At 71.0% G+C, this 26,382-nt stretch carries 18 protein-coding genes and 1 pseudogene; 12 read left to right on the top strand and 7 right to left on the bottom strand.

The genetic code is table 11. The features are described from left to right. The first annotated feature begins 569 nt into the window (after positions 1-569). Together F1641_RS10610 and F1641_RS10605 are read left to right on the top strand one after the other, a co-directional pair. Positions 570-2,201, top strand: coding sequence for a sensor histidine kinase (locus tag F1641_RS10610; RefSeq protein ID WP_194905362.1), 1,632 nt, complete (start codon positions 570-572; stop codon positions 2,199-2,201). Then, complete coding sequence (locus F1641_RS10605; protein WP_309225556.1) at positions 2,198-2,917, top strand: response regulator transcription factor; 720 nt, start codon at positions 2,198-2,200, stop codon at positions 2,915-2,917. The genes F1641_RS10610 and F1641_RS10605 overlap by 4 nt, the downstream gene beginning before the upstream one ends. A 96-nt stretch (positions 2,918-3,013) precedes the next feature. Here F1641_RS10605 and F1641_RS10600 read toward each other — a convergent pair whose 3' ends face one another. The 5 genes from F1641_RS10600 to F1641_RS10580 form a co-directional block, all read right to left on the bottom strand. Continuing rightward, on the bottom strand, positions 3,014-3,781 hold the full coding sequence (locus tag F1641_RS10600) for a hypothetical protein (protein ID WP_194905360.1): 768 nt from the start codon (positions 3,779-3,781) through the stop codon (positions 3,014-3,016). A gap of 288 nt (positions 3,782-4,069) precedes the next feature. Beyond that, positions 4,070-5,896, bottom strand: a complete 1,827-nt coding sequence (locus F1641_RS21420) for a diguanylate cyclase domain-containing protein (RefSeq protein ID WP_255514601.1) — start codon at positions 5,894-5,896, stop codon at positions 4,070-4,072. Next, the gene (locus F1641_RS10590; RefSeq protein ID WP_194905356.1) at positions 5,896-7,068 is read right to left on the bottom strand and encodes an FIST N-terminal domain-containing protein; all 1,173 of its coding nucleotides are present in this window, start codon (positions 7,066-7,068) and stop codon (positions 5,896-5,898) included. The genes F1641_RS21420 and F1641_RS10590 overlap by 1 nt, the downstream gene beginning before the upstream one ends. Positions 7,069-7,254: 186 nt before the next feature. Next, on the bottom strand, positions 7,255-9,051 hold the full coding sequence (locus F1641_RS10585; protein ID WP_194905354.1) for a bifunctional diguanylate cyclase/phosphodiesterase: 1,797 nt from the start codon (positions 9,049-9,051) through the stop codon (positions 7,255-7,257). Positions 9,052-9,304: 253 nt separating this feature from the next. Beyond that, complete coding sequence (locus F1641_RS10580) at positions 9,305-12,079, bottom strand: bifunctional diguanylate cyclase/phosphodiesterase (protein ID WP_194905352.1); 2,775 nt, start codon at positions 12,077-12,079, stop codon at positions 9,305-9,307. 267 nt (positions 12,080-12,346) lie between these two features. On the opposite strand from F1641_RS10580, the gene F1641_RS10575 reads away from it, so the two are divergent. Next, on the top strand, positions 12,347-13,522 hold the full coding sequence (locus F1641_RS10575; RefSeq protein ID WP_194905350.1) for a type III PLP-dependent enzyme: 1,176 nt from the start codon (positions 12,347-12,349) through the stop codon (positions 13,520-13,522). Between the two features lie 3 nt (positions 13,523-13,525). Continuing rightward, a complete protein-coding gene (locus F1641_RS10570) occupies positions 13,526-14,938 on the top strand; it encodes an MFS transporter (protein ID WP_375541478.1) in 1,413 nt (470 codons plus the stop codon). 124 nt (positions 14,939-15,062) lie between these two features. Here F1641_RS10570 and F1641_RS10565 read toward each other — a convergent pair. Together F1641_RS10565 and F1641_RS23200 are read right to left on the bottom strand one after the other, a co-directional pair. Then, a pseudogene (locus tag F1641_RS10565) lies at positions 15,063-16,306 on the bottom strand (IS30 family transposase). Positions 16,307-16,408: 102 nt separating this feature from the next. Then, positions 16,409-17,413, bottom strand: a complete 1,005-nt coding sequence (locus F1641_RS23200; protein ID WP_194905347.1) for a helix-turn-helix transcriptional regulator — start codon at positions 17,411-17,413, stop codon at positions 16,409-16,411. A 301-nt stretch (positions 17,414-17,714) separates the two neighbouring features. On the opposite strand from F1641_RS23200, the gene F1641_RS10555 reads away from it, so the two are divergent. The 8 genes from F1641_RS10555 to F1641_RS10520 all read left to right on the top strand — a co-directional run bounded on the left by F1641_RS10555 (position 17,715) and on the right by F1641_RS10520 (position 25,951). Then, positions 17,715-18,566, top strand: coding sequence for a sugar phosphate isomerase/epimerase (locus F1641_RS10555; RefSeq protein ID WP_206691003.1), 852 nt, complete (start codon positions 17,715-17,717; stop codon positions 18,564-18,566). Beyond that, a complete protein-coding gene (locus tag F1641_RS10550; RefSeq protein WP_194905344.1) occupies positions 18,563-19,759 on the top strand; it encodes a Gfo/Idh/MocA family protein in 1,197 nt (398 codons plus the stop codon). The genes F1641_RS10555 and F1641_RS10550 overlap by 4 nt, the downstream gene beginning before the upstream one ends. After that, entirely contained in the window at positions 19,756-20,685 is a 930-nt protein-coding gene (locus F1641_RS10545; protein WP_194905343.1) for a DUF6807 family protein, read from the top strand. Before F1641_RS10550 ends, F1641_RS10545 begins: the two co-directional genes overlap by 4 nt. Positions 20,686-20,764: 79 nt before the next feature. After that, a complete protein-coding gene (locus F1641_RS10540; protein WP_194905341.1) occupies positions 20,765-21,997 on the top strand; it encodes a sugar ABC transporter substrate-binding protein in 1,233 nt (410 codons plus the stop codon). Beyond that, positions 21,994-22,971: a carbohydrate ABC transporter permease gene (locus tag F1641_RS10535; RefSeq protein ID WP_206691002.1), complete on the top strand. Its 978-nt coding sequence runs from the start codon at positions 21,994-21,996 to the stop codon at positions 22,969-22,971. The genes F1641_RS10540 and F1641_RS10535 overlap by 4 nt, the downstream gene beginning before the upstream one ends. Before the next feature lie 135 nt (positions 22,972-23,106). Next, positions 23,107-23,910, top strand: a complete 804-nt coding sequence (locus F1641_RS10530; protein WP_194905339.1) for a carbohydrate ABC transporter permease — start codon at positions 23,107-23,109, stop codon at positions 23,908-23,910. 41 nt (positions 23,911-23,951) lie between these two features. Continuing rightward, on the top strand, positions 23,952-25,019 hold the full coding sequence (locus tag F1641_RS10525; RefSeq protein ID WP_194905337.1) for a serine hydrolase domain-containing protein: 1,068 nt from the start codon (positions 23,952-23,954) through the stop codon (positions 25,017-25,019). Positions 25,020-25,726: 707 nt separating this feature from the next. Then, positions 25,727-25,951 (top strand): nuclease-related domain-containing protein, encoded by a 225-nt coding sequence (locus F1641_RS10520; protein WP_194905335.1) that lies wholly within the window; start codon positions 25,727-25,729, stop codon positions 25,949-25,951. Positions 25,952-26,382: the final 431 nt, after the last annotated feature.

The raw sequence follows: 26,382 nt of genomic DNA, 5'->3' as shown, positions 1-26,382 counted from the left end.
ATTCCCAGGACCAGCAGGGCAGTGTTGAAGACCACCGCGGTGGGCTCAGAGGGTGCGCCGAGCTGGCTGACGTAGACGTCGCGTGCCAGCAGCACCCGGGCCGCCCAGATCGCGCTGAGCGCGACGAGCGCCAGGCCCCCTCCGACCAGGGCGCCGCCACGAACGGCGACGCCAGAGCTCAGAGCAGCACTCAGACCAGCAGCTCGATCGGCAGTTCGACCGGTAGTCCCATCGACGGGTCCAGCAGCGGCGACACCGGTGCTGCAGGACCGGGAAGGTGTGGCGGTGGTGCGCACGGGGCGGTGATCGGGACGGTGCTCGGGACGGTGCTCGAAACGGTGATGGGCTCGGTCATCAAGGTGCTGGGACTGGGTCGGCTGTGAAGACCTCGGCATGGCGTCCACGCTGCTCAGCGGGCAGGGTGCACGTCGTCGCCCGGACGGCCAGAACGCGGCGTCCACCCGTCGACCGTGGGCTAGCCATCTAGACCGGTGGTGCGGTCCGGTCGGACCGCAGGTGTGGCCAGGTGGCCCATGACGCAGCCACCGCGCGGCGCCTAGCGTCGAGGCATGCCCTCCACTCCGGACCTCCCTCAGGCCCAGGCGGCGTCGAGGACGGCAAGGTCTTCGCGGCTGCGGGCGAGCGGCCGCCTCCTGCGGGAGGTGGTCCTGATCGGTGTCCCGGCGCTGCTGGCGCTGCCGAGCGCAGGTGACGTGGACCCGGCCGGCGGGCTGGTGGGGGGACTGACGACACAGGGCTGGGTCCGCCTGGTCGCGGCCGTGGCAGTGGCGGTGCTGCTGCTGGTGCGACGGCGTCGGCCGCTGGTAGCCGTGGCGGGGATCGCCGTCCTGGTCGCGGTCGCCGGAGGCGCGGTGTGGCTGGCGTCCCTGGTGGTACTGCTCTCAGTGGTCACCCGGGCACACGGGGCGGGTCATGCCCGGCGGGCCCTGCTGGCCGCTGGGCTGTTGTGGCTGGGGTACGCGGTGCGGGTCTTCTTCACCGCACCGGTGCCGCAGCCGCCCTGGAGCAGCCTCAACGGGCTCATCACCGTGGTCTTCGCGGGGGTGATGCTCGCGCTCGTCGCTTGCGCGGGGCTCTACCGCGGTGCCCGGCGCCAGCTGCTCATCTCGGCCCAGGAGCGCGCGGCGCGCGCTGAGACCGACCAGCAGCGCTCGGCGGACCTGGCCCGTCAGCGCGAGCGGGCGCTGATCGCCCGGGAGATGCACGACGTGCTGGCCCACCGGCTGTCGGTGCTGGCGCTGCACGCGGGAGCGCTGGAGTACCGCGCGGACGTCGCTGGCGGAGAGGTGGCCCAGGCCGCTGGTGTGGTGCGCCGCAGTGCCCATGAGGCGCTGCAGGACCTGCGCCAGGTGCTGGGGGTCTTGCGTGAGGACAACGGATCACCCCTGGAGCCGGCCCCGGTACCGGCCCCAGCGGCGGGTCCCCGAACCGCTCATGACCGCATGGCTGAGGACCGCGTGGTCGGAGGCGGGCAGGAGGGGCTACGCCCCCTGCCGGAGGTGTCTCAGGTCGACGATCTGGTCCAGGAGGCCCGCACGACGGGGGCACAGGTGGGCCTCCAGGTGGACGGGGACCTGCGCGCCGTGCCGACGGCGGTGAGCCGCGCGGGCTACCGCGTGGTGCAAGAAGGGCTGACCAACGCTCGCAAGCACGCAGCAGGTGCCCCGGTGTGGGTGGACCTGGCGGTCACTGAGCACGAGCTGATCATCCAGGTGCGCAACGCCGCCCGCCCAGCCGTACCGGTGCGTGCTCAGGCCGCTCCTGGAAGAGCGGACAACATCATCTCCAGGCGGCTGCTCGCCCCGGCGGCGGAGGCTGAGCTGGACCTGCCCGGCTCAGGGACCGGGCTGCTCGGCGTGGATGAGCGAGCAGTGCTGCTCGGTGGCCGCGCTGAGCACGGTGCGACGCCGGACGGCGGGTACAGGCTGCAGGTGGACCTCCCGCTGACGCAGCTCGCACCCGATCTCGGCCACCGCCCCGAGCCTGGAGCTGGAGCCGGGACGGGGCAGGGGCTGGGGATGGACGGTGCGGTGGCGTCCAGCGCGGTGGACACTCGCGGACGTGGAGGCCACCTGGTGGGTGGGAACGGCGGTGTGGACCCCCGCAGGCAGCCTGGTGTCCAGCCCAGTGACCAGTCCGGCGAGCAGCGCGGCAACCTGCGGGGAGGTGTGAGGCGGTGAGCGTGCGGGTGCTGCTCGTGGATGACGACGCCCTGGTGCGCTCAGCGCTGCGGATGGTCCTTGGCGGTGCTGGAGGCATCGAGGTCATCGGTGAGGCCGTCGACGGCGCCCAGGCGGTCACCGCCGCAGCCGAGCTGGTCCCGGACGTGGTGCTGATGGACATCCGCATGCCGGGCGTGGACGGTCTGGCTGCCACCGAGGCGATCCTGTCAGGCTCCTCCCCACGGCAGAGCCGCGGCGCTTCCGACACCGCGCCTTCCGGCGGTACCGCGAGCCCAGGACCGCCGGCGGTGGTGGTGCTGACCACCTTCGACGCCGATGAGCACGTGCTGCGCGCGCTGCGTGCAGGCGCGGCCGGTTTCGTGCTCAAGGACACCCCGCCGGCGCAGATCGTCGAGGCCGTGCGCCTGGCGGCCACCGGGAGCCCGGCGCTGTCACCGTCGGTGGCCCGCCTGCTGATCACCAAGGCCACCGAGCAGACAGGGGACCAGCGAGCCCGACAGGTGGTGGCCGCTCTGAGCGAGCGTGAGCGCTCGGTGGTGACCGGGGTGGGCAGGGGGCTGTCCAACGCCGACATCGGGGCTCAGCTGCACCTGTCACCGGCGACGATCAAGGCCCATGTCTCGCGGCTGCTGACGCGGTTGCACCTGGAGGGGCGGGTGCAGCTAGCGGTCCTGGCCCGTGACGCGGGGCTGCTGCGGGCGCCGCGTGACTGAGCCGCGAGCCTGCTCTGTCACCAGTAGGACGAAGGTCCTTCGACTCGCCTTCGGGCCGAGTGCCCACGGGCTCATGGTGACCTGGCCGGGGGAGGGTCATCCGCCGGGGACGGCGGTGGGGTCGCACGCGAAGGGCAGCAGGTAGGCGACGTCGGAGCCCGGCGCGTCAGCGGTGAAGTACCGCCGCGTCTGCCCCTGATCCTGACCCTGCCCCTGACCCTGCTGCCGGTCCTGCTGGGTGACGTCGTCACCGGTCTGGTCGTCTGTGGCCACCCGCAGGTCCAGCCACTGCGTGGGCGAGGTCGTGGAGATGCGCAGCGCCTGGTTCAGCGCCGCGGTGTTGTCAGCGGCGCTGGGCACTGCCGAGCAGTCCACCGCCACCGTCCACTGCAGCTGACCGCTGGCACCACCGGCCAGCGCTGGCAGCGCCTGCGCTGAGGCCAGGACCGCGTGCTGGGTGGAGGTCGCCAGCACGGTCACGGTGACTGGCGCGTCGCCGTCGTTGCGCACCTCGGCTTGCAGCGGCACGACCAGGCGGCCCTGGGCGTCTCGCTGGAGGTTGTCGGTGCCCTGCAGGACCTGGGTGGTGCCCACGCGGAGGGAGGCGAGCTGTTCGGCCAGCTGCAGGTCGTGGGTGGCGGCACTGCGGGCGGCACGCAGGCCCGCCCCGCCGATCAGGGCCGTGATGACCGCGACGAGGACCGGTAGTGCCCAGGGTGAGTGGCCCCGTCGACGCCCAGCGGTGGCAGTGGTCGACAGGGCGGGTACGGCGCCGTCAGTCGTCGCGGAGCCCGGGGTGCTGGGGTGCCCGGGTGAAGGCGACTCGTCGACGTCCCACTCGTCGTCGTGGGCCGGGTCTGGCACGTGATCATCGGAGGAGGCACGGCGCTGTGACACGGCCCGAGGCTAGGTCGTGAGGAGCCTGCGCACCCGCATGCGTGTTCAGCAGGGCAGCGCGGGTGTTGGTGATGCATGGCCGGCTGGTCGGAGCTCAGGGGTGCCCGTCAGGCCACCGCTGACCGCCCGACTCGGTGCAGCCGTAGCGCCCCTGCGCCCGAGTCCGCCGCTCGTCCCAGATGGGTTCGTTGGCCGGGCACCGCACGGTGTTGCTCGGCGAAGCCGGGTTCCGAGGTGATAGAGGCGGTCCTGCAGTCAGCCGGCCATCCGGCTGTCGGTGCCCGACGCGACGTCGGTGCACACCTGGCCTCCTCCGGCCCTCTTGGCCGCGTACATGGCGGTGTCGGCGCGGCGCAGCAGATCACTGGCGCGCTGGTGGGGGTGAGCTCCACGCACCGTGCTGGCGCCACCGAGGCTGCCGCCGACGCGGACCACCTCGACACCCCCGTCGTGGCGGCTCAGCGAGAAGGGCTCGCTGAGGACCGCCAGCAGCCGTTCGGCCACGGGTCGGACGGCGACCGCGTCGGGCACGTCGTCGAGCAGGACCACGAACTCGTCCCCGCCCAGGCGCGCCAGGAGGTCATCGGAACGCACCGCAGCGCTCAGGCGCTGGCTGACCTGGCACAGGAGCTGGTCACCAGCGTCGTGGCCGAGCTGGTCGTTGACCGCCTTGAACCCATCGAGGTCGCAGAAGAGCACAGCGATGCCGTCGGCCGGGGTCGAGGGCGTCGGGTCCACCGCATCCCGCGGGTGGTCTGGAACGGTTCCGGGGTCGCCGTCTTCGGTGCTCCGAGGCGCCAGGCGCCGCTCAAGCTCCTCGAGGAAGAGGGCGCGGTTGGCCAGACCGGTGAGGGTGTCGTGCGTGGCGCGGTGGCGGGCGCTCTGCTCGCTGGCGCGCAGCGCCTTGTGGAGGCGCGAGGAGACCAGTGCGCCGGACAGAGCGCTGCTCAGCTGCTCCACCGCCTCCACGGTGACGCGTGAGAAGGCCGACGGCGTGCGGTGCAGCGCAGTCAGCACCAGCTGGGTCGCTCCCTCAGCCACCACCGGGACGTTCATGACGGTGCGGACGCCGCTGTGAGGAGGACGATCAGGGTGGTCGACGACGCTGGCCAGGTCCTGGCACAGGTGCGAACGGCCCTCGCGCAACCGCTCCCACCCCAGCAGGTCCTCGGTCTTCCGGGGCCAGTGCGGAGCCAGGTCGACGCCCAGCGGACCGGTCTGCGCCACCAGGTGGGCCCGGCCGTCACGCACCTCTGCGACTCCGGCCCACTCGGCCTCCGTCAGCGCCACCAGCAGCGCGGCGGCTTCCCGGCACAGGTGTGCGCTGTCCTGGTGCTGGGTGAGGTGGGCCCCGGCGGTGGCGAGCACCTCCGCAGCACTGCGGCGCTCAAGGGCCTGCACCGCGGCGTGGAGTCGCTCGGTCAGCGACTGCAGCATCTTCAGCTCGGTGGGGGAGAAGGTGTCGGTCTTGGCGCGCAGGACGAGCAGCATCCCGGCTGAGGCATCGGCAGGGTCCAGCACCAGGCGGGCCCCTGACCGGATGACGACGCCGGACACCTCCAGCTCGAGCCCCTCACCCGACCACCCACCACAGGTCGCGGGGTGCGACGTCGCCGCAGGCCCAGCGACGGCCAGCTCCGCGGGCAGCGTCGGCAGTGCGAGCGCACCGCCCTGGGGGAAACCGCACGCCGCGACGACGACGTGGTCCACGTCGGCAGCCGCCACCGGCACTGCCGCGCGCACCAGGCAGACCACGTCGGCCCCGAAGGCCTCCGACACCGCCTCCAGCGCCGAGGTCACGAGTGCAGTGGCGTCGACGGCCGGACGCGAGAGCGCCGTCAGCAGGCGCACCAGGCGCGCGGAGTCCCGGTGGGCCCGTCTGGCCGACTCGCGTGCAGCACCGGTCTCGCGACGTGCCGCAGCGAGCTGTTCCCGCAGGTCCGCCACCACGGCCTCCGGGTCGGGGCGGGCGGGTCCCCCGGCCGTGCGGCCGTCGTCGCCCGCGAGGCGGAGTGCCGCGGCGCGACGAGGGCGCGCGGGACGCGGTGCTGGTGCGTCGGACCGGTCCGGCTCGCTGAGCATCACAGCGCCAGGGCGCACAGGGTGGCGTTGTGGGTCCCCCCGACACCGGCGCTACGAGCGAACTCCCCGTAGCTGTAGAAGCCGAAGACCTCGGCTCCTCGAGCGGCGGCCGTCATCGCCGCCACCTCCTCGTGCACCGCCTCGCCGAGGATGTCTGCGCGGCCGATGCAGTCGAAGGCCAGCAGGGCCCGCGGCCGGTCGAGGCCGGCGACCGCGGCCGCGACCACGGGTTCCACGGTGGCCAGCACCGCCTCGGTGTCGGCGGTGACCACCTGCACCGCGGAGAACTCCTCGACGCTGGTGAAGGTGCCCAGCGCGCCACCGGGCAGCGGGTAGACCCCGCGGACCGCGTGGGAGCCGTCAGGCTCGATGACCCCCAGCGCATAGCTGGCCGGGGACTCACCCTCCTCAGCGAGCCGCGCGCCGACCTGGCCGAGCACCGCGTGCTCGCCGTACACCTCGGCTGCCGGTCGGCCGCCGATCTCGTGGATGACCAGACCCTCCGCGCGGGTGATGACCTCCGGCGCCGACACCGGGAGCCAGCCGTGGGCGCAGGTGACCAGGAGCGGGTCGGGGGAGGAGATCCAGACCCCGACCGCGGCGTCGCTGAGCACCTGGTCGTCGTGGAAGACGGCGGTCGCTGACATCCGCCGGTCGTCCCCAGCCGCGCCGCCGACGACGGGCACTGCTGCGCCAGCGACGCGGTGCACCCCCTTGAGCACCCGCTGGCCGTCTCCGGCCAGGCCGTCGGTGAGCAGCAGCACCGCGGAGTGCTGGTGAGTGGTGTCCACGGGTCCGGCGCCGGCCCGCGCGGCGGTCGTCAGCTGCTCGCCGACGCGCTCTGGGGCCTCGGCCATGCCGACGGCCGAGGCGACGCCGAAGCGGTAGCGCTCACCGCCCAGCACCATCACGGCCACGCCGCGCCCAGGAGCGGTGTAGTGGCCGGCGACCACGTGCCCCGCCGTGGTGGCGCCCAGCAGGGGGACGTCGCCGGTGATGGAGCGCACGCCAGCCAGGAGCTGGCTCAGGTCGTACCGGACGCTGGAGTAGACCAGGACGAGCCGGGCCGCGGCACCGTCGAGGGACTCTGTCGCCGCCCGCGCTGCCCCAGCGCCAGCGGCGAAGGCGTCCTCGGCGGTGCTGGCGGCGGCGCCGCTGGATGTCTGGGTCACCTGCATGTCATCGACGCGCTCAGCATTCATCTTGACGAAGAACTTGCCCGAGGCAAGATCAAGTGCCGAGTGGCTCGGCCTGCGCAGCGGGCGGAAGGACGTCGAGCAGTGGTGAGTCGTGATGAGTCGTGGCTGCGCCGACTGCGCGGGGCTGTGCCGTGAGCCGTGCGCCTCTGGGCAGTGCATCTAGCGGCCAGCGCTGGAGTCGTCGAGCAGCCGGTCGACCACCGGGGGCGACGGCCGAGGGACGCGCGCGGTGGCCAGGGTCGCCACGAGGTCGTGCACAGCGGATGGGCGTGCGTAGTGGTAGCCCTGCGCCAGCGGGCAGCCGAGCAGGCTGAGCAGGTTGGCGTGCTCGGCGGTCTCCACACCCTCGGCGATCACCGTCAGGCCCAGCTGCTCGGCGAGGTCGAGCAGGGCGACCATCATCGCGGCGCGTCGGCTGCTGGAGGTGATCTGCGCGGTGAAGGCGGCATCGAGCTTGAGGTAGTCAGCAGGCAGGGTGTCGAGGTGGCTGAAGGCGGAGTAGCCGGTGCCGAAGTCGTCGATCGCCACCGCCACCCCCAGTTCCCGCAGCTGGGCCAGAGTCGTCAGCGCACCTGAGGAGGCGATCTCCACGGTGCTCTCGGTGACCTCCACCACCAGCTGCGCCGCGGGCCAGCCCGTGCGGAGCAGCACGGCGGCGACGTCGTCGACGAAGCCGCGGTCGGTGAGCTGGTGGCCGGAGGCGTTCACGGTCAGCACCACGTCGCGCCCGAGCGCCGCGCGCAGCACCGCCGCGTCGCGGCAGGCCCGCTCCAGCACGAAGCGGCCCAGCGCGGCCACCTGGCCGGTGCGCTCGGCCAAGGGGATGAAGCACCCTGGAGGGATCCAGCCGCGCACCGGGTGCTTCCAGCGCGCCAGGGCCTCCACGCCGACGAGCCCGCGGGTGGTGGGCTGCACGATGGGCTGCAGGACGACGCTGAGCGATCCGGCGGCCAGGGCCGCAGCGAGCTCCCCGCTGAGGGCGTCGTCGTCGGGTGCGGCGGTGCGGGTGCGGGCGCGGCCGGAGGCCTTGGCGACGTACAGCGCGCTGTCGGCGCAGCGCACGAGGGAGGCGCAGCTCTCCGCGGTGTCGAGCTCTGCCACCCCCGCCGAGACCGAGTGAGGGGCAGCGGCTTCGCGCAACCGCTGGCATAGCAGCGTCAGCTCCGCTGCCGAGTGAGCGGGAGCCACCAGGGAGAACTCGTCACCGCCGTGGCGGCTGAGCTGCACCTGGGCCGGGAGGAGGCGCACCCACGTCCGCGCCAGGTGCTGGAGCAGCGCGTCACCGGCCGCGTGCCCACCCCGGTCGTTGACCGCCTTGAAGTGGTCGACGTCCACCAGGGCGATGCCCAGCCGGGTCCCGCTCCGCTGGGCGTCCGCAGCGGACTGCTCAAGACGCTCGTCGAAGCCGCGACGGTTGGGCAGTCCGGTCAGGCTGTCCAGCACGCTGTCGGCGGCTCTCGTCACGAGCCGCCCGACCGTGACCACCACTGCGAGCTGCACGAGCACGAGAGCACCCACCACGCCGGGGTGGATGCCTCGCCAGGCGAGGCTGGCCACCACGGCGGTGAGCTGCACGGCGGTGTGCACCTGCGCCTGGCGCCGGCCGAAGAAGTACAGGATGCCGATGGCGCAGAGGGTGAAAACGGCAGCCACACCCATCGCGGCGGTGTTGTCGTGGCTGAGGACGACGGCAGCGGCGATGAGCACCGAGCCGGAGGCGACCACGGCGTGGATCGACCACTGCGGGGCGCGGTGTCCCCAGGCGAGCAGGGCAGCACCTGTCAGGACCGCGAGCAGGGTCAGGGCCAGTAGCACCGTGGTCGCTGGGCGCATGGAGCCCCAGATTGCTGAGGTCGTCATGGCCCCGGCTGTCCCGCCGCTGAGGTAGAGGCAGCCGGTGGTGGCGGTCTTGGTGCGCAGGCTCACCTGTGGCGCGTTGGCGAGCACGTGGGGCATGGGAGAGGCATCGGACGCGGGGTCGATCAACTTGATGGGTCAGGCAACCATCGGCTGCGCTGCGTCGCATGTCGCACCCAAGGACCGATCACCGGGCGCCTTGGGTGCCTTGTCACCCCTCGAGGACGCATGCCGCGATCCGTCTCACAACGGATCCCCGACCGGTCAGCGGAACGCTGACCATCCCCGACCGGTCAGCGGCCGTTGTCAACGAGAGCGTTCTGCCGCATTCAGCTAAACGTCGATCGAAGCATCACGCGACGGGCGCTTCGTGCCCGGCTGAGGCGTCGGCGCGCAGAGCTCCTGCGACCAGCTCTGGGAAGACGTCCGCGGAAACCGGCGGTGAGAAGTGGTACCCCTGCCCGGTGTTGCAGCCTTGCGCGGCGAGCGCATCCCGCTGGTGCTCGTGCTCGATACCCTCAGCCACGGTCGTCAGCTGCAGGTGTTCGGCCAGACCGAGGATCGTGTCGACGAGCGAGGTGTCGCCACCGGTGGCCATGCGGTCGACGAAGCTTTTGTCGATCTTGAGGATGTCCACGGGCAGCCGGTGCAGGTAGCTCAGCGATGAGTACCCGGTCCCGAAGTCGTCGATGGCCAGGCGGATGCCCATCGCCCGCAGCGCGTGCAGCGTCGCGAGGGTCTCTTCGGCCTTGTCGACCAGGACGCTCTCGGTCATCTCCAGGACCAAGGCTGTAGCGGGCAGTTCTGTGGCAGCCAACGCCGCCGCCACGTCGGCGACCAGGCTGGGGAGCCGGATCTGGTGGCCTGACAGGTTCACGCTTACGCGCAGGTCCTCGCAGCCGGTGTGCTCTCGCCGCCACTGCGCCACCTGGCGGCAGGCCTCCCGCAGCACGAAGTCCCCGATCGGCACGATGAGACCAGTGGACTCCGCCAGGGGGATGAAGTCCAGGGGGCTGACGACACCCCGCTCGGGGTGAGCCCAGCGCACCAGTGCCTCCACGCCGGTGACCCGACCGCTGCCCATGTCGATCAGCGGCTGGTAGACGACGCGGAACTGCGCCTCGGCCACCGCGCGGCGCAGGTCAGCCTCCAAGCGCACGCGGTCGACCAGCTGCTCGTGCATGCTGGGGTGGTAGACCGCATAGCCTCCTGTGGCTTCCGCCTTGGCCTGGTACATCGCCAGGTCAGCGCTGCGCAGCAGCTGCTCAGCATCACGACCTGTCGTCGCCGAGCTGGCCAGCCCGGCGCTGGCGGCGACGTGGACTTCGCCGCCGCGCAGCTGAAACGGGCGACGGATGGCCTCGCACACCCGCCAGGCCAGGCGAGTACCGTCTTCTTGATCGGCCTCTGCGGTGTTGGGGCTTGTCCGCTGCTCGATTAGGACGGCGAACTCGTCTCCGCCGAGGCGGGCGACGGTGTCCCCGTCGCGCACGACGTCACGGACACGGTCGGCCACCTGCGCCAGCAGCTCATCACCCGCGCTGTGCCCCAGGGTGTCGTTGACGGCCTTGAAGCCGTCGAGGTCGAAGTAGCAGACGACCACCGGCTCATCGTCACTGCTGCGCCGGCGCAGTGCCTGCTCCAGGCGGTCCTTGAATAGAGCGCGGTTGGGCAGACCGGTCAGTGCGTCGGTGAAGGCCTGGTGGGTCAGCTCCTCCTCCAGTCGGACGCGGTCGGTGACGTCCCGCCCGTTCAGGACGAAGCCGTGCACGTGAGGGTCTGTCAGCAGGTTCGTCACCGTGATGTCCAGCAGCAAGCGGCGTCCGGAGGCGTGCCGCCAGGTGCTGCGCAGGTGGCGGCTGCGTAGCCCGTCGTCTGCCAGCACGGTGAGCAGCTCGGCCAGCGACTGGTCGCTGCGCCCGTCGAGGACGTCCGTCAGCGGGTGGCCGATCAGCTGGTCTGCCTCTTGGCCCAGCACCCGGGCGCTGGAGGGGCTCTGGTAGGTGATGAAGCCTGCTGCGTCGACCACGGTGACTAGGTCTGAGCTGTGAGCGACTAGAGAGGCGAAGCGCTGCTGGCTGGCGACCACCTCTTGGGTGCGGGCGGCCACGCGCCGTTCCAGGCCCCCGGTCAGGGAGTGCACCTCGACCAAGGTAAGCACCTGGCGCGCGACGAGCAGCACCAGCAGCAGGGTGCGCAACCAGTAGACGACCAGGTCCCCCCCGTGCCCGTTGGACAGCACCTCGACGGCGGACGTGGTCAGTGCCACGACCACCGCGGCGTAAGGCAGCGCGTTGCTCAGGATGCGGTGACTCTCTACTTCCTCTCGGGCAGCGGCTGGAGCGTCGATGCGCGCGGCCAGCAGCAGCAGCGAGAACCCGATGAACCATCCGGAGTCGGTCGGGCTGCCGGAGCTGTACAGGCCGGTGGTGGTCAGGTAGACGAAGCTGATGTCGGAGATGGCGAAGGCGGCCAGGCCGGCACCCACCAGTCCCAGGGGGACGGGCAGGGACTCGCGCAGCTGGCGAGCTCGAGTGATCGCGTGCACCACGGCGGTCATCACGACGATGTCAGCCACCGGGTAGGCCAGAGAGATCACGGTCAGCAGAGGGCGGTCGCCGCTGCTGACGATGGGGCGCAGCACCACCAGCCAGCTGACCACGAGCAGTGCCGTGGCGACGAGCAGACCGTCCACCAGGTCTCGCGCTCGGCCGGCGCGGCTGCGTCGGCCCAGCAGCACAGAAGCCAAGCCGGCGGCGGCGAGGGGGGGAAAGCCCAGGTAACCGATGTCAGCCAAGGAGGGGAAAGGCACCTCCTGACCCCGAACGGACTCATACCACGTCCACACTGCCTGGCCGGCGCCCCACGAGAAGGCGCCAAGACCCAGAAAGAGCCAAAACCTGCGCACGGTGCCTTGCTGGCGACGGGCGCGCAGCAGGCCCGCCAGACCAGCTCCCACGGCCACCACCATCAGGGCGACGTTGGAGAAGTGCTGCGCTGCCGGGGTGCCAGCGGTGATGGACAGGCCAACGGTCCACACCAGCAGCGCACCCAGCGTCGGGCCGAGCGCAGCAACCACACGGCGCCGCTCACCTGCAGGACTGCTCATGAGCAAGACATCGGTCACAGCAGTTGAACCTTTAACTCGGGCAGCTCGCCCTCTACGCCATATGAGCTCCTCCCCGCCTGGCCAAGGCGCCGATCGGCCCAAGGCGCCCTCAAGGGCGGTGCCTGCTGGCCGACTGACATCAGGAGCCTGGTGCCTCGAGCGCCGTCGTCTTGCGACAGGAGTTAGCAGATGAGTACGTCCGCACTGCAGACGAGTGCGTCCGAGACTCGCAACGGACCAGCTTTGGCGCTGCCGACTCGCTGGCCCTCCCTGCTGCGTCCAGACGTGCTCGCGGACGCAGCCGGTCCGACCCCCTTCCTGCTGGGGAGCACCGAGCTGGTCACCTCCAAGCTGCGCCGGTTCCGCAGCGCCGTGCGGGAGGTGCAGCCCTTCTACGCGGTCAAGTGCAACCCTGACGCCGGCGTGCTCACTGCTCTGGCCGCCGAGGGCTGCGGCTTCGAGGTGGCGTCTCTGGGTGAGTTGGAGCTGCTGGTGGGCCTGGGGGTTGACGCCCGCGAAGTGCTCTACAGCAACACCGTCAAGCCCGCCTCCCACATCAAGGGTGCCGCTGAGCTGGGGCTGTGGCGCTTCGCTGTGGACTCCGCCGGCGAGGTCGCCAAGGTCGCCAGGGAGGCGCCGGGATCGGCGGTGTACGTGCGTCTGGCTGTCGAGGACGACCAGAGCGCCTTCCCGCTGTCGCGAAAGTTCGGCGTCGATGGCGGCAAGGCCGTGGCGTTGCTGCTAGAAGCGCGCGACCGGGGGCTGCGCCCCTACGGACTGACCTTCCACGTCGGGTCTCAGAGCACGGCTCCGTCGGCATGGACCACAGCCCTTCGCCGAGTTGCGCTGATCGCCGCCGAGCTGCTTGACCTTGGCATCCACCTGGACATGGTGGACATCGGTGGCGGATTTCCCGCGTGGTATGGCACTCCGGTGCCCGAGATCGAGGAGATTGGCGCTGCGATCACCCGCGGTCTGGCCAGCCTGCCGTACACACCCGAGCTCCTCGCCGCTGAGCCGGGCAGGCACCTAGCGGCGGAGAGCGCCGTGATGGTGGCCAGCGTGCTCGGTCGGGAGCGGCGCGGTGGCCAGGACTGGCTGCACACCGACGTGGGCGCCTATCACGGCCTCATCGAGACCCAGCAGACCCCGTCGGGGTGGCCTTACCCGCTGTGGACCTCGCGCAGCGACCACGGCACTGCGCCGTCGCTGTCGTACGTGGTCACCGGTCCGACCTGCGACTCCGCTGACACCTTCCTGGACCGCGCACTACTACCGGCCACGATGGCCGAAGGGGACCGCCTATACATCGCCAGCGCCGGGGCCTACACCCTGAGCTACGCCTCCTCCTTCAACGGCTTCCCCCCGCCGCAGGCGCGCTACACCGCCACGAGTATCTCGACGGTGGGTCGCGTGGTGCCGCAGCCATCACACGCAGTAGCGCTTCGCAGCGCGGGCTGAGCGGTGCGCTCTCCCGCATCTACTCCCGTAGCCAGTGCGGCCACCAGAGCCAGCCGCGGCCGTAGGCGACGTTCCCGCAGCCTGTTGATAGCCGGCGTGCTGGACTCCTTTCTGCTCTCGCTGGGGTGGACACTGCTCGTCCTGCGCGTGCAGGACCAGCGCGGCCTGGCGGTGGTGGGTCTGCTGACCGCTGCCGCGCTGGTCGGCGTCGCGGCGTCGGCCCCAGCCTTGAGCTGGTTGGTGCACCGGATGTCGGGGCGCGGGGTGCTGGCGCTGACGGCTGCCGGAGAGGCGACGGCGCGGGCCGTCGTCGCGGTCCTCGTGCTGGTCGGTGGCACGGGGGTACAGCTGCCGTTACTGGTCCTGGCTGTGGTGGTGTTGAACGTGCTGACGTGGTCCGGCTACGCCGCGATGCGCGCAGAGGTGGCCGCGGTCAGCGAGGGGGCGAAAGGGCTGGCGTGGTACGCAGCCGGGGTGGGGGCCGTCGAGGCGGCCGGTGTCGCAGTCGCTGCGGTGGTCCCGCTCCTGCTGCCCGACCACCTTTACAGCTCCTTCACCTTGGTGGCGGCTACTGCCTATGTCCTGGCGCTGGGGCCTCAGCTGCTCGCCTCCCTCGGCGCGAGGGTGCCTCAAGCGCCCAAGCCAGGTGCCGGACCCGTCGGGTGGTCTCGGCCACGCCGGCGCCGTCTGCGCCTACCGGTGGTGGCTACGGCCGGCGCCGCGGTCATGGTGTTGGGTTCAGGCCCACTGCTCCTAGCGGTTCCGCTGGCCCAGCAGCTGCACGGCCGCGCGAGCGTCGCACTGGTGGGTACGGCGCTGACGGTGGGGACGCTGGCTGGCCCGGCGCTGGCGGGTCTGCTCGAGCGGCGCGTCGGTAACCGGCCCGTCGCGTGGCTGCTGTGCGGGACGATGATGGTGGCCGGGTGGGCGCTCGCGCCTTTGTCGGTGGCGGCGCTGTGCACTGCAGCGGCGCTGGGCGGAGCCGCCTCGGCCGCGGCCGAAGGCTTGTTCGACGACGCGGCCCGGCGCTCGGGTGGAGCTCGCGTGACCCAGGCCCTGGCGGGAGCCACCGCCGCTCGAGCGCTCGGGTCAGCGGCAGCCACGGCTTGCCTTCCACTGTTGGTCGCGGCCAGCAGCGTCTCGGCCGTGGCCGCTGGGTGCGCCGTTGTGCTGGTGGTAGCGGCGACAGTCGTCGTCCCAGCAAGGGCGCGGGGGCGACACGCGATCGCTGGCACCGATCAGCGCTCGGATCCCTCGTCGGCGCTGCCAGGGTCTTCTCGCGGACGTGCCGCTGTGGTCCCCCTAGGTGCTTCTTGTGATGCGTTGCTCCGCCCTGGTTCCTCGACGCTCATGAGCGACGGCCCGGTCCCGCGCAAGTTCGTCGAGGCCAAGGTCCTACAGCCGGCCAATCGGTAGATCGCGCGTCTAGCTGGATTCACTACCTGTATCTCGATCGACGACCGCTGACCGCCCGCCTCGGAGCGCCTTTCAGTGCAGTGGCGCTCGAGGTCGCCGTCCGTCGCAGAAGACCATGGCGGATTCAGGGGGTCGTCGCAACGACTGGCTGACTGGGATCGGACAGTAGACGGCTCATCGCCTCCGCCGGAGTGGCCCACCCCAGCGTCCTACGAGGCCGGCCGTTCAGCTCAGCAGCGATCGCGGCCAGGTCCTCGACGGTGTGCTTGGAGAGGTCTGTCCCCTTCGGCATGTACTGCCTGAGCAAGCCGTTCGCGTTCTCGTTCGACCCCCGCTGCCACGGCGAGTGCGGGTCACAGAAGTAGATCGCCATGTCGGTGGCCAGAGTGACCTCGGCGTGGCGAGCCATCTCCGTGCCGCGGTCCCACGTCAGCGACCGCCGCAGATGAGCCGGCAGCGTCTGGATCGTCGCCGTCAGCGCCGCGGCCACCGCTGGGGCGTCATGAGCGCCGGGCAGGTGCACCAGCAGCACGTAGCGGGTGGCGCGCTCCACCAGCGTCCCCACCGCTGAGCGGCAGTTCGACCCCAAGATCAGATCGCCCTCCCGATGGCCTGGAACGGCGCGGTCGGCGGCCTCAGCGGGTCGCTCACTGATGCTGACCAGACCCGGCATCTTGGGCTGACGCGCGGCGCTGCCGCCGCTGGACTGGCGTTGAGCTCGGCCGCTACGCAGCTGTCGGTGCAGGTCAGCGCGCAGGTGACCGCGGCCCTGGACGAACAGGGACTGGTAGATCGTCTCGTGTCGATTCATGTGGACACCCGCAGCTCCTGCCGATCGGGGTAGGCCTGAGCCAGGGTGCGGCTGATCTGCTCAGGGCTCCACCGCAGGTCCATCTTGGCGCTGACGTAGGCGGTGAGTGCGGGGCCGATGACGGCGTCGTCCAGCTTGGCCACCTTGGGTCGGGCCGCTCGTGCGGCGGCGCGCTGGTGGGCGGCGTAGGGCAGGTAGCTGCGCGGCCGCGGCGCCAGCGTGGAGCGGGGTCTGCGCCCCGGACCGGGAGTGCCGTTGCGGGTCAGCTCGCGGCTGATGGTCGAGGGCGCCCGACCCAGGTCGGTGGCGATGGCGCGTATCCCGTGCCCGTTCAGGTGAAGGTCGGCGATGGTCAGCCGCTCTTGCAGGCACAGGTAGCGCTTGCTGACGACGCGCGGTGCGGTGGGGATGCGTCCGCCGGCTGCTTTGCGCCAGCGGTAGCCCTGTCGTCGGTGCACCCCGGCAGCCTCACAGGCGGCGCTGAAGCCGATGCCTTGGCGGACCAGGGTCCAGAACTGCTCTTCGCGTCGGAGTTGTTCGTGGCGTCGTTGGGACATCGGCAGCACCTCTCACGTGGGGTGTTGCGACGACCCCTTGAGACCGCCGATCGCTACCCGGGCAGGGCAGACAAGAGTTGTGGTGCCAGCGAGTCGTCCTCATCAGGAAGTGGGTCCCGCCGCCCGGCGGGCCTGCAACGGCGTGCGATCGAAGTGCTGGCGAAAGACTGTGGCGAAGTACTGGCTGGAGGAGTACCCGCACGACAAGGCGACCTCCGTGACCGTAGAGCCGGTGGTCGACAGCAGTACCAGGGCCCGCTCCATCCGCAGCCCCGTCAGGTACTCCAGCGGGGTGGTGTTGACCAGCTGACGGCAGTGGTGGGTGAAGCGCGTCCGCCCGAGCCCGCAGGCCGCCGCCATGGCATTCACCGTCCACGGCTCAGCCAGCCGCGTCCGCAGGCCGGCGAGGAAGACTTCGACCGTGCGCTCAGCCGAGGTGAGGTAGGGGTCGGAGACGCCATCATCGCCCTCCAGCACGTCGAGCAGCTCCAACAACACCTCCGACATGCGCAGGCCCAACCGGCTGGTGGTCCGGGGGCCGGGGCTACGCAGCGCCAGCTCGAGCCGCTCCACCGCCTGCTCGACCGCAGGGCTGACCCGCCAGGTCGTCTGCTCCTGGCCTCGGAGCAGGTGCGACAGTCGCTGCCGGTCGACATCCTGCAGAGCCAGCCACGACGGCCAGGTCCACTCCTGGTTGGGTCTCAGCGCGCCCACCTCCAGCACGAACCACCCGAGCGTGCACGCGGTGACGTGGGGTAGTCCCACGCGGTGCCGCTGCCACGGGCGGGTGACGGTCACCCACCCGCGGCCGAGTTCCCACTCAGCCGCCCCGCACGAGAAGCCGACGCGTCCGTGCGTGACGAAGGTGACCTCCACCCCCTCATTTAGGTGCCAGTCCAGGCCCCAGTCCTGGTCCGCCGCGACCTCCCACAGGCCCGCGCTCAGCAGGCCCGGCAGCACACCGTCCTGCAGGGGCAGCCCGGGGTAATGGTCTCGCCCCCAGGCCCACAAGCCGATGTCGCCGCGGGCGCCGGCGCGCCGCAGCGGGGCGTTCGGATCGTCCCGGTACGTCCCGTCAGAGCCCCTGAACATCGCCCGCTCGCGCACAGTCGACCACCACTTCCTACGCTAGGCGCGGTGTGACGCCCGAGTGCTGCAGCCGTCCATCGCCGACGCCGCAGCGCAGGTCAGCCGGGTCACGGCCCTAGCGCGGCGGAGTCCTCCACGACGGTACGACGCCGTCCACCGGCCCACGCGGGACCGTCACCGCCAGCGAGACGGCGATGGGCGCAGGTGTTCGAAATCGGCCAGCGACCGGCAGCGGACGACACCGCGGTGAGCTCCGGCGCAGGCTCGGAGCACACCAAGAGGGGCACGCCCCTCCGCCCACCAGCCCGAAGGAGCGCTCGTGGCCATCACCGTCGGCTGCTTCGCACTTGTCGACCCCTTCTCCAACCTCGACCACCAGCTCGACCGCATCCGTGACTGGGGCTTCACCACCGCCGATGTCACCGACACCGGCGACGGCGCCGTGCTCGGCAACCACTTTGGCTTCAGCGCCGTGGCCAGCTTGGACGCCAACCCGCACGACCTGCGGCGCCTCTTCGCCGACCGAGGGCTGCGCATCACCTCCTTCTGCGCCCACGCAGACCTCCTGGACGCGTCGGCGCCGTGGCGGTACGGGACCTCACAGGTCATCAAGGCCATCCGCGCCGCGGCTGCGATCGGCGTCTCCCACGTCGTCACCACGGAGGGCGAACCCGAGACGGCATTCGGCCGCGGACTGACCCGCGAGCAGCGCCTGTTCACCGTGCTGGAGAAGCTCCACGAGCCGCTGCGCGTGGCCGAGGACCACGGAGTGAAGCTGCTCCTGGAACCGCACGGGCCCGTCACCGGCGACCCCACCGCGATGGAGGAGCTGCTCGAGCGCGCTGGTTCCCCGGCGCTCGGTGTCAACCTCGACACCGGTAACAGCTGGCTGGCCGGTGCTGATCCGGTGGAGTACGTGCGCCGGTTCGGTGACCGCATCGAGCACGTGCACTGGAAGGACCTCGGCCCCGAGTGGGAAGCCAAGCGCGGGGAGGTCTTCGGCTGCGGCATGTCCACCATCGCCCTCGGCACCGGGGTCGTCGACGTCGCTGGCGTCTACTCCGCTCTGGTGTCCGCCGGCTTCGACGGCGCCACCACGCTGGAGGTGGCCGGGGACGAGGCCGTGCTCGCCTCCGCCACCTACCTCGAGGGCCTGGGGGCCACCCGATGACCGGCACGACGAACGGCACGGAGAACAGCACCACGAGTAATTCCCAGCCGGCCTGGGGTGTGGGACAGGTGGGGCTCGGCAGCATCACCACCGCCCACCGCGAGGGCTACCGCCTGTACGGCCAGCCCGTGGTGGCCGGCTACGACCCCGACCCCGCCGCCCGTGCCCGCCTCGCCGCAGACACCCCCGGCGCCGTCGTCTACGCGGACTTGGCGGATCTGCTGGCCGACCCCGCTGTCGGTGTCGTCGACCTCGCCACCCCGCACCACCGCTCCACCCGCCTACCGGTGGTGGAGCAGATCGCCGCCGCCGGCAAGCCCTTCCTCGTGCAGAAGCCAATGGCCATGACCTACGCCGACGCCCTGGAGCTGGTCGAAACCGCCGAGGCTGCGGGCGTGGTCGGCATGGTCAACCAGAACATGTGCTTCACCCCCTCGGCCATCGCCCTGGCGACGGCACTGTGCCAGGACCGGGTGGCCGGCGAGCCCAGCTACGCCCAGCTGGTGGCGCAGTACCAGTTCGACCTGCCCGACCACCCGTGGTTCGGCAAGGACGAGCGCTGGTGGACCGCCGGCCTCTCGGTCCACCACCTGGGGCTGCTGCAGCTGCTGTTCGGCCCGCCGGAGCAGGTGCACGCCCTGACCGGGCACGACGTGTCCCAACCCGGGGTCACCTCCGACGGCTGGGGGCACCTAGCCCTGCGCTACCGCAGCGGCCTGCAGCTGGTGCTCGTCTCCACCGGCACGTACTACGGCACCGAGCCCGTGCCCCACGGGAACGAGGCCGTGTGGGTGCAGGGCCCGGACGGTCTGGTCGACTGGCGCCCCGAGGGCGACGTGGTCATCTCCACCCGCACCGATGGCGGGAGCCAGGTGCAGCGGCGGTCCATCGCGCCGCACGTACGCGGCACGTGGTTCCCCCACGCATTCGGGCTCACCATGGCGCACTTCCGCCAGGCACTGGCCGCCGGTCAGGCGCCTCTGTGCTCGGTGCAGGACAACCTCGCCGTGATGGCGGTGCTGGAGGCGACCTACACCTCCGGTGCTCAGCACCGCGTGGTTGAGCTGGCCGAGGTGATGGGCGACCGCTGGGATCCCGACTACGGCACGGGCTGGTCGCATGGCTTCTCGGGCTGGCAGCCGCCGCTTCCGGAGGCCCCGGTGGACGCCTCCGCCGCGCGGGCGCTCGCATGAGCGGTGGCCTGACTTGGCAGCAAGGACCGGGACAGACCGGTGAGCTGCTCGGCCCGCAGGGCCAGCCCGTTGCTCGGTTCCACTGGGGCACGGGCGCCAACCACCCCTACCTCGACGACCTGCGCCCGCTGACCCACCGGGGCGTGCTCACCACTCACGCCCCCCACGATCACCGCTGGCACCACGGGCTGTGGTGGTCCTGGAAGTTCGTGGACGACGTCCTGTTCTGGGAGGACCACCCCGGGTACGGGGGGAACCGCAGCGGCCTCGGGCGGAGCCTCGTGCGCGAGCACGCCGTGCGCGAGGACAACGGGCGGGTCACCGTGCACGAACAGCTCGACTGGACCGTCGACGCCACCACCGAGGTGCTGCTGACCGAGCAGCGTGAGGTGACCGCTGGCCTGGACCCGCTGCTGGCTGGCGCTTGGGTGCTCGACTGGGACCAGCGCTGGCGCGCCACCCGCGAAGTGGCGCTGTCCACCACCCCGTGGCCGCAGACCAGCTGGGGCGGTTATGCGGGCTTGAACTACCGCGCTGCCCGCGCCATGGCCGACGGCGAGGAGATCCTCGCCTCCGGGGGGCGCTCGGGAGCTGTCGCCGTCCACGGCGAGGTCGCCACATGGGCCGCCTACAGCGGCCTGGTCGATGGCGCCGAGGTGGACGAGCCCGAGGTCCCCGGCCGGGGCGGGGTGGCGCTGCTGCCTCACCCCGCAGATGAGGGCGCCCCCCACCCCGTCTACGCAGCGACCGCGGCCGACGGGTTCGGCTTCCTGGCCACCGCCCCCCTCATGCACGGCGACCGAGTGCTCGCCGCGGGTGAGGACCTGCGGCTGCGGACCCGCGTGGTCGTCCTGCCCGGCGCACCCGAGCCGGAAGTGCTCGAGACCGCTCTTGCGGCGTGGGCTGCGCAGCCCGCCACCGCCTGACAGCCGCCCTGCTCCACCGGACCACCGGACCACCGGACCACCGGCCGACCGCCGACAGCACCCCCGAAAGAGGTCAATGATGACTCGCACCCGCACCCGTCGCGCCGCACTGGCGGCGGTTCTCGCCCTGCCGCTGGCGCTGGGCGCCTGCTCCAGCTCCTCTGGCGACGACGCCTCCGGCGGCCCGCTCGAGCTGACCGCCCTGGACTACTACACCGATGAGCCCTCGCACACCGACACCGAGAAGCGCCTCAGCGACTGCGCCGCGCAGGCCGGGGCCACCATCAGCCACTCCAGTGTGCCGTCCAGCCAGTACAACGCCCGTGTCCTGCAGCAGGTCTCGGCCAAGACCGTGCCCGACGTAGTCATGGTCAACAACCCCGACCTGCCGCAGTTCGCCTCCACCGGGGCCCTGGTTCCGCTGACCGACCTTGACGTGGACACCAGCGGGTACCTGCCGTCGGTGCTGGAGACCGGGCAGTACGAGGGTGACCTGTACGGGCTGGCGCCCAACGTCAACACCCTTGTGCTCTTCTACAACACCCAGATGCTCGCTGACGCCGGCGTCGCCGTCCCGACCACCTGGCCCGAGCTCGAGGCCGCCGCGGCGGCGCTCACCACCCCCGAGCACCAGGGCTTCGCTTACGCCGCGGCCTCCGGCACCGAGGGCACCTGGACCTTCATCCCGTTCCTGTGGGGCAACGGCGGCTCCCAGCTGGACCTCACCAGCCCGCAGGCCCAGGAGGCTGTGAGCTTCTACACCGGTCTAGCGACCAAGGGCTACGTCTCCACCTCTGCGGTGAACTGGACCCAGGCCGACGCCAAGGACCAGTTCGCCGCCGGTAGGGCCGCCATGATGATCAACGGGCCGTGGCAGATCCCCAGCCTGAACGCCACCGAAGGCCTCCAGTGGGCCAGCACCACCATCCCCGTACCCGCAGCTGGTGACACCCCCGTCGCCCCCCTGGGTGGGGAGCTGTGGACGGTCGGACGCAGCACTCCCGAGCGCGAGCAGGCCGCGGCCAGCGTGGTCACCTGCCTGAACGCGCCGCAGACCCAGCTGGCCACGGCGCTGCAGAACAACACCGTTCCCAGCGACTCGGCCTCAGCCCAGCAGCTGGCCCAGCAGCAGCCGGAGATGGCTCCCATCGTGCAGACCGTCACCACCGCCAAGGCCCTCACATCTGACTCAGGCCTGAAGTGGCCGGCGGTGGACGCGGCCCTTTCCACAGCTATCCAGGCTGTCATCTCGGGTCAGGAGAGCGTCCCGGACGCACTCGCCGCAGCCCAGGCCGACGTGGAGGCGCAGTGAGCACCCCCGCCAGCACCCTCGAGCCCGGACCGGTGGACCCCGACACCCAGGGTGTAGCGGTCACCACGGCCCAAGGTGCACCTCGCGGCGTGCTGCGGCGCCGCCGGTGGACGATGTGGTGGTTCGTACTTCCAGCCGCGCTCTACATGCTGGCGTTCTTCGCGGTGCCGGTGGTCAACAACATCACCACGAGCTTCCGCGAGTACACGACGGCGACCTTCTACACCGGCGAGGCGCCCTTCGTCGGGTTCGCCAACTACGTCGACGTCGTCACGTCGCGGACCTTCGGGCGGATCACCTTCAACACGGCGATCTTCACGCTGGTCTCCCTGGCTGCGACGTTCGTCATCGGATTGGCACTGGCGGTGTACTTTAACGCGCACTTTCGGCTCAACGCCGTGCTGCGCTCCCTAGTGCTGCTGCCCTGGCTGCTACCGCTGATCATCTCCTCCGCCGTGTGGCGGCGGATGATGGAGGGCACCTCCGGGGTGCTGAACGAGCTGCTGGGCCTGGTGGGGCTGGGCGCCGTCCCCTGGCTGACCGACCCGTCCGTGGCGCTCTACTCCGTCATCATCGTGAACGTCTGGGTGGGTATCCCGTTCGTCATGGTGATCCTCTACGGGGGTCTGCAGGAGATCCCTCAGGACCTGTACGAGGCAGCCTCCCTGGATGGCGCGACCGGGGCCCGCGCCTTCCGCCGCATCACCTGGCCGCTGCTGCGGCCGGTGGTGGTGATCGTGCTGATGCTCGGGTTCATCTACACGATCCGCGTGCTCGACATCGTGCTGGCCCTGACCGGCGGTGGCCCGGCCGGCGCGTCGGACACCTACGCCACGCAGGCCTACCAGCTCTCCTTCCGCGACTTCCAGTTCGGCACCGGAGCTGCCCTGAGCAACATCCTCATCGTCGTCACGCTGCTGGTCGCTGCCGTCCAGCTGCGGGCGAACCGCCGCGCGAGCGACCTGGCAGGCTGACATGACTGCACCCACCCTGCACGCACTGACCGACGTCGTGAGCTGCGCCACCCTGCAGGCAGCAGCGCCGCACCCGGCTCCGGGCTCAGGGACCAGTCCGGACGCAAGTCAGGACGGAGCAGCAGGCGCAGCGCGATGTCGGCTCTGCGCACCGCTTTCGGCGTCGTCATCGTCGCCGTGCTGCTGTTCCCGGTCTACTGGATGGTCAACACCTCTTTGCAGGGCAGCGAGAACCTCCTGAGCACCCAGTGGTTCCCCTTCCAGGTCGACCTGGGCGGCTACCGCGAGGCCATCGACTCACAGCTGGGCAACCTGGGCACGAGCCTGGTCATTGCCGTCGGCGCCGTTCTCGTCTGCCTGGCGGTCTCGGCGCCCGCCGCCTACGGCCTATCGCGGACCGCGCTCCCTCTGCCCGGCGGGGCGGCGCTGCTGACGCTGCTGGTGATCACCCAGATGATCCCGGGGATCGTCATCGCCAACGGGCTGTACTCCCTGTACAACGACGTCGGGCTCATCGACTCCCGCATCGGCCTGATCCTTGCCGACGCGTCACTCGGCGTGCCGTTCTGCATCTTGCTGATGCGTTCGTTCATGACCAACATCCCCTCCTCGCTCATCGAGGCGGCGAAGATCGACGGAGCGAGCGAGCTGCGTCTGTTCTGGTCGATCGTGCTGCCGCTGAGCCGCAACGCCCTGGTCACGGCTGCCGTCTTCGCCTTCCTGTTCGCCTGGAGCGACTTCCTGTTTGCCTTGACATTGACCACCGGGCAGGACGTCGTGCCGATCACGCTGAGCATGTACACCTTCATCGGTGCCCACACGCAGAGCTGGGCGGCGCTGATGGCGACTGCGACCATCGCGAGCATCCCGGCGGCGGCGCTCCTGGTGGTCGCGCAGCGCTACATCGCGGCGGGGGTCACCGGAGGCGCGGTGAAGTGAGCGCGCTGAGGGTCCGTGCCCTGGCGCAGGGGTGGGGGCGGGTGGCCGATGTGGCTACCCGATTGCTGACCGATGACTCGCATCTGACGTTCCAGTTGGCCGTGCATGCCGATGGTGAGCTGGTGGTGGACGTTGCCGCCGGTGCGGGTTATGACGACGACAGTCGCCCTCTGCACCTGCAGGCCTCGGCGACCAAGGGCGTGGCAGGGGTGGCGCTGGCCCTAGCGCTCCAGGACGCCGATGTGCGCGCTGAGGAGCCCGTTGCGCGCTTCTGGCCGGAGTTCGCCGCCCGGGGCAAGGAGGGGGTCACCATCGCCCAGCTGATGTCGCATCAGGTGGGGCTGCTGGACACCACGGGTCGCTATCCGCTGGCGGCGTGGGGCGGTGACCGCGCGGTGGCCGCCGACCTCGCCGCCCAGGCGCCCGCCTGGGTGGCGGGCGCGGGCCACGGCTATCACGCCCTGTCCATCGGCCCGCTGGCTGATGAGCTGGTCCGTCGCCTGGTCGGGCGCCCGCTCATAGACCAGTACGAGGACCGGGTCAGGGGCTCAGGTGACGTCGACTTCTGGATCCGGCTCCCACGTGAGCAGTACCACCGCCTGAACCGTGTGCACGTGCCTACGCAGTGCCCGGCCCAGCCGCTGAAGGGACTTGCTGACCTCGCCCTCGGCAGGCTCGACGCCGCCGGCCCGGGTAATACCTGGATCCAGTCGCACGAGCTCCTCGAGGCCGGGGCGGCGTCGGTCTCGGGCGCTGGTTCGGCTCTGGGGCTGAGTCAGGTGTACGCGCGGGCGATCGGTGCGGACGGGATCGAGCCCTTGCTTCGCCCCGACGTGGTCGCCGACGTCTCCCAGCTGCGAACCTCCGGCCCTGACTTGGTCCTGGGTGTAGAGACGGGGTTCGCCGTGCTCTTCCAGAAACCCTCGCCCCGGTATGACTTCGGCACCGAAGCGGCGTTCGGGCACGACGGAGCCGGAGGGGCGCTCGGGTTCGCCGACCCGGGGACGGGGGTGGCCGTGGGCTTCACGACGCCCGAGGTGCCGGTGCCGGCAGGTGCTGACACCCGCGCCTTAATCTTCGCGCAGCTGGTGCGCCGTCTGCGGCTGTAGGGACTTCCTTGCGCTCGTTCGAGGAGGGACGTGGCTGGGGACCTGAGGAAGTGGAGGAGGTCCTTAGTCCGTATAGAAGGACAACAGGCCCGTAAGACGACCGCTCAGCGAGACGTCCTACCGGGCGCTCGGGGGCGCCCGTAGCGCTGAGTCACGATGTCGCATATACCCCGCCCGGTGGTCGTGTGTCACAACGGGGCGACGAGCGAGACAGGTATCGGGCGCCTTGCCCAGTCTTTTGCTGGGAAGTGCCTGGGAGCGGAGCAAGGTATCTAAGTGGTCCATGGACCCTTGCCCAGTACGGTCCCGACCGGCGCGGTCGTGACGAGGGCGAGTGCGGGGTGCCGCGGACAAGCGGAGGCCCGCCGGTTCAGTCGCGGCTGCTGCACCACCTGAAAGGCGCAACGGAAAACAGATGATCAGTGCTCCTGTCGATGCATAGCCGTAAAATGGTGGCTCGACCGACGCGGACACGGTCCATTGCGCATCCCTCATGACCGGCGGATCCTCCGCCGCGCCCATCCGGTGACGCGGCGGATGCGCGAGCGCAGGGTGACTGTCCTCCGCCGGCGGTGGCGGGACCTTCTCGCCTTCGCAGTCCTCTTTCTCATGATTTGCGCCTGCCTGGTCTTGCCGACTTCCGGTGAGGTTCAGTGGCAGGGCTTCGTCGTCGGCATGTGCGCGGGGTTGCTCGTGCAGGATTCGCCGTGTTGCTCAGCCTCCTCGACGGTTCGGTGCTGCGCCGCATCGGCCGCAATGTCGAGGCAGACGTCGGCGATGAGCTGCGCCGAGCCCGTGGGGTCTTCGGCGTGGTGAGCTCCCTGATGTTCGAGAACACCGACGTCGACCACGTCGTCCTGGCCCTCGACGGGGTGTGGGTCGTGGAGGTCAAGTGGGCCATGACTCCTAGCCATGACCTCCAGCATCTCTAGGGGTTGAAGGGACACCTGCGGCAGGTCCAGGAAGCGACCCGGAAGATCCGAGGTCTCTTGCGCCAGGTCGCCCCAGGAGTGCCCGTGCGCGCGCTCCTGGTTCTCTCCGGCCCAGGAGTACCGGACCTCGCTGACGGCGAGGCCCGTGACGGTGTCGAGATCGTGCCCACGATGACCCACAGGGAATGGACACGGTGGAGCGCGCGCCGCGAAGCGTTGTGGGACCTCGCCTCTGCGCGGCCCGCGGCGCAGGCGCTACTGCGCTTCCGGGACGCGCGGGTCGCTCACGAGCTCGCGCGCCGGTAGAGCCTGCGGAGACAGCTAGACGGGTCGCGGGCGCCCGCCGTGGGCCGGTCTGACCAGCGTCGTCAGGGACTGGGCAAAGGGAATGCGGCAAGCGAGCCGAGAACGGCTGCGCCTGTTAGGGACTG

The sequence above is a fragment of the Quadrisphaera sp. INWT6 genome (assembly GCF_015390235.1).
GTDB lineage: Bacteria > Actinomycetota > Actinomycetes > Actinomycetales > Quadrisphaeraceae > Quadrisphaera.
The sequence above is the reverse complement of the archived record's forward strand: the minus strand, read 5'-3'. Positions and strand labels throughout refer to the sequence as shown.